Raw genomic sequence first — 6,290 nt, forward strand, 5'->3', positions numbered from 1 at the left:
GTCCCGGCCAGGGAACGGAGAACAGCGGCATGAGTCCCTGGGATTCGAGGCGATCACTGATGAACGGCAAGGTCAGTTCGTACACCTTCCAGGCGGTCAGGTAGCCCTGCGAGAGAAACGGAATGCCATCGACCTCGAAGAACGGGTCTTCGGCACCGTAAGCCGAGAGCAGGATTTCGCCTGCCTGGACCTGGGCGGTCTGAATGCCGCGCTTTATTTCCGGCATCTTGAGCAATGATGCGCCCGTGTGAAGAGTGATGACAAGCGCGCCGGCGGTCATTTCTGCCACGTCTTCTGCGAACATGGCAATATTTTGCGTGTGGAAGTTCTCGTCCTGGTATGCTGTCGCCAGGTTCCACTGGGTCTGAGCCATGGCAGTTTGGCCTGTCAATGCAATTGCTGCGAATGCGGCCGTCGCAGCGCCCGAAGGAAGTATACGCATTTCATTCACCTTTCTCTGGTTGGGCCTGGGTCAAGCGCGGAGCTGCCCAGATCACGTTTGCTTGGCAGTTCCGGTCGCCACGGAAGCCCTCCGGGTCTTCTGACCGCATTCGCGCGACGCGGGTTCTCCGGCCACCTGTGCACGGAGACTCCAAGTGGTGTAACGATATTTCCTTCGGTGTTCGCTTGCCAGCAGATTTTCCAGGAAGTTCCAATCGACAGACTAAGGTGCGGAAGATGGTGGAAACGGCCCGAAGCGTGACGGAAGACCAGGTTCCCGTGGGGGAGTTCCTGGCCATCCCCAGGGGAAGAGCGTTTGATCCGCTACGGGTGATTGGCGTGACCGAACTGGCACGAATTTCCGATGCCCAGGCCGGTGGAGAGTTCAGCTGACGCAAGGCATGAAGCTCTTGCGAGACACCGACACGCCTTGGTGCCGGCATCGCCGTTTTGATCCTTTGCACTGGCCGCCGCGGCCTGAAGCCTGCCACGATCGGTGTTTCCGGTCGGAACAGGTAAATCCCCCGGGACTGAACCGCATCGGTCCGGATTCAATCTGATCGGAAACGGCCCTGGCGATCAGTCCTGCGTGTCTCAATCACTGGAGCCGGGTCGCCGAGTTTTCTCTTCCAGAATGCCAGCGTCTCCTCGAGATCACCCTTGACCTGAAAGTAGCGGTTATGCGGAACCGGCACGGACAGGGCGAGGATATCGCCGTTCCTGTCAGGCAGCGCGAAGCCGACTGCGCAGATCCCCTCGGTATGCTCGTTTTCGTCAAACGCCAGTCCGCGGGATCGCACCTTGTCGATGTCTTCCCGGATCTCGGTCATTCGCGAGGACGAGGACTCAGGGTTTCCCAGCTCTGCTGAAATCAGGTTGGCAGCCTCTTGTCTCTCCAGGCATGCCAGTGCCGCCTTTCCATTGGCGGTATCGGTCAATGGAAAGGTCTCCCCGATGCTGGAAACGGCACGTAACCTGTGGGTGCCGACGACCTGGTCGATGAACAGCATTCTGCCGCCTCTCAGGATTGCCAGGTCAACCGTTTCGCCGGTTTCATTGGAAATCGTCCTCATGGCCTGCCGCAGCCGGTCGGCAAGGCCGAAGCGCGAGGAATTCGCCAGGCTCTGGATTCCCGGGCCGAGTCGAAAACCGCCGTTCGCCCTTTCGGGAGAGACGAATCCTTCCAGGGTCAAGGCGCCCACAATTCGTTGTACGGTGGACCGGGGCAACTCGACCTGATGGGCAATCTGGGCGAGACTTTGGCCCTCGGGACTCCGGCCGAGGTGACGAAGAATTTCGGCTGCTCGGGATATCACCTGGACCCCCGGGGATTTCCGGATTTCGTTCATCTTCTCTCGCCCGACATGTCGGTCACTGCTGGAACCGAACCGGTATGCGCTTAGCATTCGGATGCCCATGAATCAATACTTGACTGTATCGCGATACAGATGTACCATGATACGGAACAAACAGCCTGACATTCCGGAGGAGATGATGGCGATAACGATCCGCGGCATAGAGTTCCAGGAGAACACCAGCAATGACATGGGACTCGTGTTCTACAATCTCAGTCACCGCTACGGGTTTCAGTGTCCGAACTGGCCGTACTTCCGCGATGTCCAGATCGAGCGGAAACATTACATGGCGAAGTCCGGCGTCCTGTCGCAAACGATCACGACCACGATGCATGTCACCACGCATATCGACGCCCCGGCCCACGTCGTTCAGGGCACGCCCTTTATCGACGAGGTTCCATTGCCGCATTTCTTTGGCTCCGGGATCGTCGTTTCCATACCCAAACAGAAATGGGAATCGATCACGGGCGACGATCTCGAAAGTGCCTGCGGCCACGCCATCCGCAGGAATGACGTCCTGATCATCAACACGGGCTGGCACCGGCAATACGACGACGGTGACTACTTCCCGTATTGCCCCGGCCTCGTGCCGTCGGCGGCCGACTGGATGGTCGAGAAAGGAATCAAGGTCGTCGGTCACGACACGCAGGCGAATGATCATCCGCTGGCGACCGCGATCGGACCGCAACGCAACGGACCGATACTGCCGCATCTTGAGGCGGAATACCGCGAATGGTCGGGTGGACGTGACTGGAAAGAGGACTTTCCTGATTGGGAGCCTGTCCATAACAAGCTGTTTTCAAATGGTATTCTCGGAATTGAAAATGTCGGGGGAGACCTTGACGCCGTAACCGGAAGGAGGTGCACCTTCGCCTTTTTTCCGTGGAACTGGGATCGAGGCGACGGGTGCATCATCAGGCTCGTCGCAATCGTCGACAAGGGGCAGACTTACCGGATCGAACCCGGAGAGGCGTTCTGATGCTGGTCAGGCGATTCGGGGATGCGGCCACCTACGAGGCTCCCAACCATCACGGTGTGTCGGGATTGCGCCTGCAGGGGTTCGAGGACGGTGGCCCGGAGAACCAGTGGGTGGGGTTTTCGCAGTTCCTGCCGGGTGGCGGGGCCGGCCCCGACAGTACGCCCTTCGAGAAAGTCTATGTCGTGCTTGAAGGTGAAATGACTGTCGTCATTGGCGGAGAGGAGACCGTCCTCGGCGCAATGGACAGTTGCACCATTGCACCGAACGAAGTTCGACTGATCGAAAACCGCTCCAACAATGTCTGCAAGATGCTCGTCGTCATGCCCTATCCGGGTGGCAAGAGAGAGGAGTCAGGCTGATGCAGTCCGAGAACCCTCACGCGCTTTTCGACATTTCCGGCAAGGCAGCATTGATTACCGGCGCATCCGGCGCATTCGGGGCGGTGGCAGCACGATGCCTGTCCGGTGCAGGATGCAGGGTTGCCCTTGCGGGCGGGAACCTCGCGAAGGTCGAGGAGATTTCCGCCGCGTGCACGGGACCAGCCATCGAGATCAATTCCCGGCCCGATTCCGAGGAGTCCTGTGCCGGGATGGTTGAACGGACAGTGGCGGAGTTCGGACAGCTCGACATACTCGTCATTGCATCCGGAATGAACAAGGTTGCCTTGATCGACGAAATGCCGGCAGAAACCTTTGGCGCGATCATCGATGCCAACGTCACCCAAAGCTGGCTGATCGCCCGTGCGGCGACCAGGCAAATGAAATCCCAGGGGCGCGGAGGCAAGATCGTCCTGATGTCGTCTGCCAGGGGACTGCTGGGCCATCCGGCCGGATACACGGCCTATTGTGCATCGAAGGCGGCGGTTGACGGAATGACAAGGGCTCTCGGCTGCGAACTTGGCGCGACCGGAATAACGGTCAATGCGATTGCGCCGACGGTGTTTCGATCGCCGCTGACGGCGTGGATGTTCGAGGATTCCGAAAACGCGAAAAAGGTGCGGGAAGGGTTCCTCACGCGCGTTCCAAAAGGCAGACTGGGAGAGCCGGACGATCTGGCCGGGCCACTCCTTTTCCTGTGTTCAGGGGCGTCCGACTTTTACACCGGACACATTCTTTACGCAGATGGTGGATATACGGCCGGCTGAGCAATGACGGGGGCACGGCAAATCGCTGTGATCGGCGCCGGCCTCATGGGCCACGGGATCGCGCTTGCCCTGGCCGACGCCGGTCACGAGGTTCGGATAACCGATCCGTCGTCCGATGCACGTGACAGCGCCCGGGACCGGATTGCCGAAAGCCACAGGCTCATGGGGGCGAGCGACGATGAGGTCGAAAGAACGGTCGGCCGGGTCGAAATCTGCACGACTGTCGACGCAACGGTCGCGGATGCGGGGTTTGTGTTCGAGGCGGCGCCGGAACAGCTCGAACTGAAACAGGCGCTTTTCGCCGAGATCGAGATGCACGCCCCGCCTGATGCAATCCTGGCATCGAATACGGATTTCCAGCATCATGGGGCGCGTTTCGGCGCGCCACCGGGCACTTGGCACTCACTGGTGGAACCCGCCCCATATGCTGCCGCTGGTGGAGATCGTGAAAACCAGGTGGACCGGTTCCAATGCGGCAGACTCCATGTTCGCGTTACTTGTTTCCTCGGGCAAGTCTCCGGTCATGGTCGAAAGGGATGTGCCGGGATTCATCGGGAACCGGCTGCAGCACGCGCTCTGGCGAGAATCCATTGCCCTCGTCGAAAAGGGAATCTGTACTGCCGAGGCCATCGACACGGTCGTCAAGGGGAGCTTTGGCCGTCGCCTGGCTGTGCTCGGTCCAATGGAAAACGCCGACCTCGTCGGTATCGAATTGACCCAGGCCATCCACGAGCGACTGCTTTTCGATCTCGACAGGTCCGAATGTCCGTCGCCCCGCCTGCAATCGCTCATCGATGAAGGGCGAACCGGGATGGCCGCCGGTGCCGGGTTCAGGAGGTGGGAAGACGGGGACCTGGGCGCCACCAAGCGCCGAATAGCGGTGCATCTCAGGAAACTGGATGCCATACTCAACCAATAATGATCCGACTCAGAGGAGGAACGACCATGAAACCAGTATCGACCCGACGCCAGGCACTGGGAGGAATGGCCGCTGCCATTGCCGCGCCGTCACTGCTTGCATCCGGCCGGGCGTATGCTGCCAACCCGACGATTCGTGTGGGTCATGTCAGCCCGCGTACCGGACCCTTGGCCGGATTCGCCGAAGCCGACGAATTCGTGCTGAAGGGCATCGAGGAAGCATTCGCTGCCGGACTCGAGAACAATGGCAAGTCCTACGGTGTCGAGATCATCTCGAAGGACAGCCAATCGAATCCGAACCGCGCCGCCGAAGTTGCAGCCGACCTGATTCTCGGAGAAGAGGTCGACATCATCGTGGCTGCCTCGACGCCGGATACAACGAATCCCGTCGCGGACCAGGCCGAGATCAACGAGGTCCCCTGCATTACGACCGACTGCCCGTGGCAGCCTTATTTCTTCGGGCGCAACGGCAATCCGGCAGAGGGTTTCCAGTTCACCTACCATTTCTTCTGGGGTCTAGAGGATGTCATCGCCAACTTCCTCGATCTCTGGGAAAATTCCGGCGCGGCAAAGAACGTTGCCGGTCTTTTTCCGAACGATGCAGACGGTAATGCCTGGGGGCATCCGGAACTTGGCTTTCCAAAGCCGCTTGCGGAGCAGGGATTCGCGTTGACCGATCCCGGCCGTTACCAGCCGCTCAACGACGATTTTTCCAACTACATAGCCGAGTTCAAGGAAGCGGGCTGCGAAATCGTCACCGGCAACATGATTCCTCCGGATTTTGCCACGTTCTGGGCCCAGGCCGCACAGCAGGAGTTTCGGCCGAAAGTCGTCACGATCGGCAAGGCGCTGCTGTTCCCGTCGGTCATCGAGTCTCTCGGTGACCGGGGCGACGGGCTGACCTCCGAAATCTGGTGGACTCCGTCGCACCCGTTCAACTCGTCCCTGAGCGGTGAAAGCGCGCAGGTGCTTGCCGACGGTTACTCGAACGCAACCGGACGACCCTGGACGCAACCGATCGGCTTCAAGCATGCGCTGTTCGAAGTTGTCGCGGATGTCATCGGCAGGTCAGCCGACCTCGAGGATCCCGCTGCGACCCTGGAGGCGATCAGGACGACATCGCTCGCGACCATCGTCGGTGACGTTGACTGGGCCCAGGGCCCGGTGCCGAACGTGACCAAGACGCCGCTCGTGGCCGGGCAGTGGCAGAAACAGGGCGACCGGTTCGAACTCGTCGTGACGACCAATACCTTCGCGCCGCAGATTCCGGTCGGCGGTTCGCTCAAGCTGCTGAGCTGACGGAAGACAGGCGCGTTGTCCTCGCTTTTCTCGGTTTCGGAACTGAGGAAGTCATTTGGCGCCGTCGTGGTCGCCGACGGGACGAGTTTCGAGGTCCTCGCGGGCTGCTGCGGGGCTACCGCGGCGCCGTCTCGGTGCTGGGCCGCGACCTCGC

Annotated in this window: 8 protein-coding genes and 1 pseudogene; 7 read left to right on the plus strand and 2 right to left on the minus strand. The window is 60.3% G+C overall.

The features are described from left to right. The coding region (locus OXG98_06145) for a TRAP transporter substrate-binding protein DctP (GenBank protein ID MCY3771582.1) at nucleotides 1–373 on the minus strand (373 nt) is incomplete at its 3' end. 305 nt (nucleotides 374–678) lie between these two features. Between OXG98_06145 and OXG98_06150 the strand changes: the two genes are divergently transcribed. Then, nucleotides 679–834 (plus strand): hypothetical protein, encoded by a 156-nt coding sequence (locus tag OXG98_06150; protein ID MCY3771583.1) that lies wholly within the window; start codon nucleotides 679–681, stop codon nucleotides 832–834. 158 nt (nucleotides 835–992) lie between these two features. On the opposite strand, the gene OXG98_06155 is transcribed toward OXG98_06150, so the two are convergent. After that, nucleotides 993–1,790 (minus strand): IclR family transcriptional regulator, encoded by a 798-nt coding sequence (locus OXG98_06155; GenBank protein MCY3771584.1) that lies wholly within the window; start codon nucleotides 1,788–1,790, stop codon nucleotides 993–995. Between the two features lie 145 nt (nucleotides 1,791–1,935). Here OXG98_06155 and OXG98_06160 point away from each other — a divergent pair, with 145 nt between their 5' ends. The 6 genes and pseudogenes from OXG98_06160 to OXG98_06185 all read left to right on the plus strand — a co-directional run bounded on the left by OXG98_06160 (nucleotide 1,936) and on the right by OXG98_06185 (nucleotide 6,136). Next, nucleotides 1,936–2,775 carry a cyclase family protein gene (locus OXG98_06160; GenBank protein ID MCY3771585.1) on the plus strand — a complete coding sequence of 280 codons (840 nt, stop codon included), beginning with the start codon at nucleotides 1,936–1,938 and terminating at the stop codon, nucleotides 2,773–2,775. Continuing rightward, on the plus strand, nucleotides 2,775–3,134 hold the full coding sequence (locus OXG98_06165) for a cupin domain-containing protein (protein ID MCY3771586.1): 360 nt from the start codon (nucleotides 2,775–2,777) through the stop codon (nucleotides 3,132–3,134). The genes OXG98_06160 and OXG98_06165 overlap by 1 nt, the downstream gene beginning before the upstream one ends. Then, nucleotides 3,134–3,919: an SDR family oxidoreductase gene (locus OXG98_06170; GenBank protein MCY3771587.1), complete on the plus strand. Its 786-nt coding sequence runs from the start codon at nucleotides 3,134–3,136 to the stop codon at nucleotides 3,917–3,919. Before OXG98_06165 ends, OXG98_06170 begins: the two co-directional genes overlap by 1 nt. Nucleotides 3,920–3,964: 45 nt before the next feature. Continuing rightward, nucleotides 3,965–4,397: pseudogene (locus OXG98_06175) on the plus strand (3-hydroxyacyl-CoA dehydrogenase NAD-binding domain-containing protein). 45 nt (nucleotides 4,398–4,442) lie between these two features. Then, on the plus strand, nucleotides 4,443–4,838 hold the full coding sequence (locus OXG98_06180) for a 3-hydroxyacyl-CoA dehydrogenase family protein (protein MCY3771588.1): 396 nt from the start codon (nucleotides 4,443–4,445) through the stop codon (nucleotides 4,836–4,838). 26 nt (nucleotides 4,839–4,864) lie between these two features. Further along, a complete protein-coding gene (locus tag OXG98_06185; protein ID MCY3771589.1) occupies nucleotides 4,865–6,136 on the plus strand; it encodes an ABC transporter substrate-binding protein in 1,272 nt (423 codons plus the stop codon). Nucleotides 6,137–6,290 lie beyond the last annotated feature (154 nt).

This window comes from Gemmatimonadota bacterium, assembly GCA_026706345.1.
In the GTDB taxonomy this organism is placed as follows: Bacteria; JAAXHH01; JAAXHH01; order JAAXHH01; family JAAXHH01; genus JAAXHH01.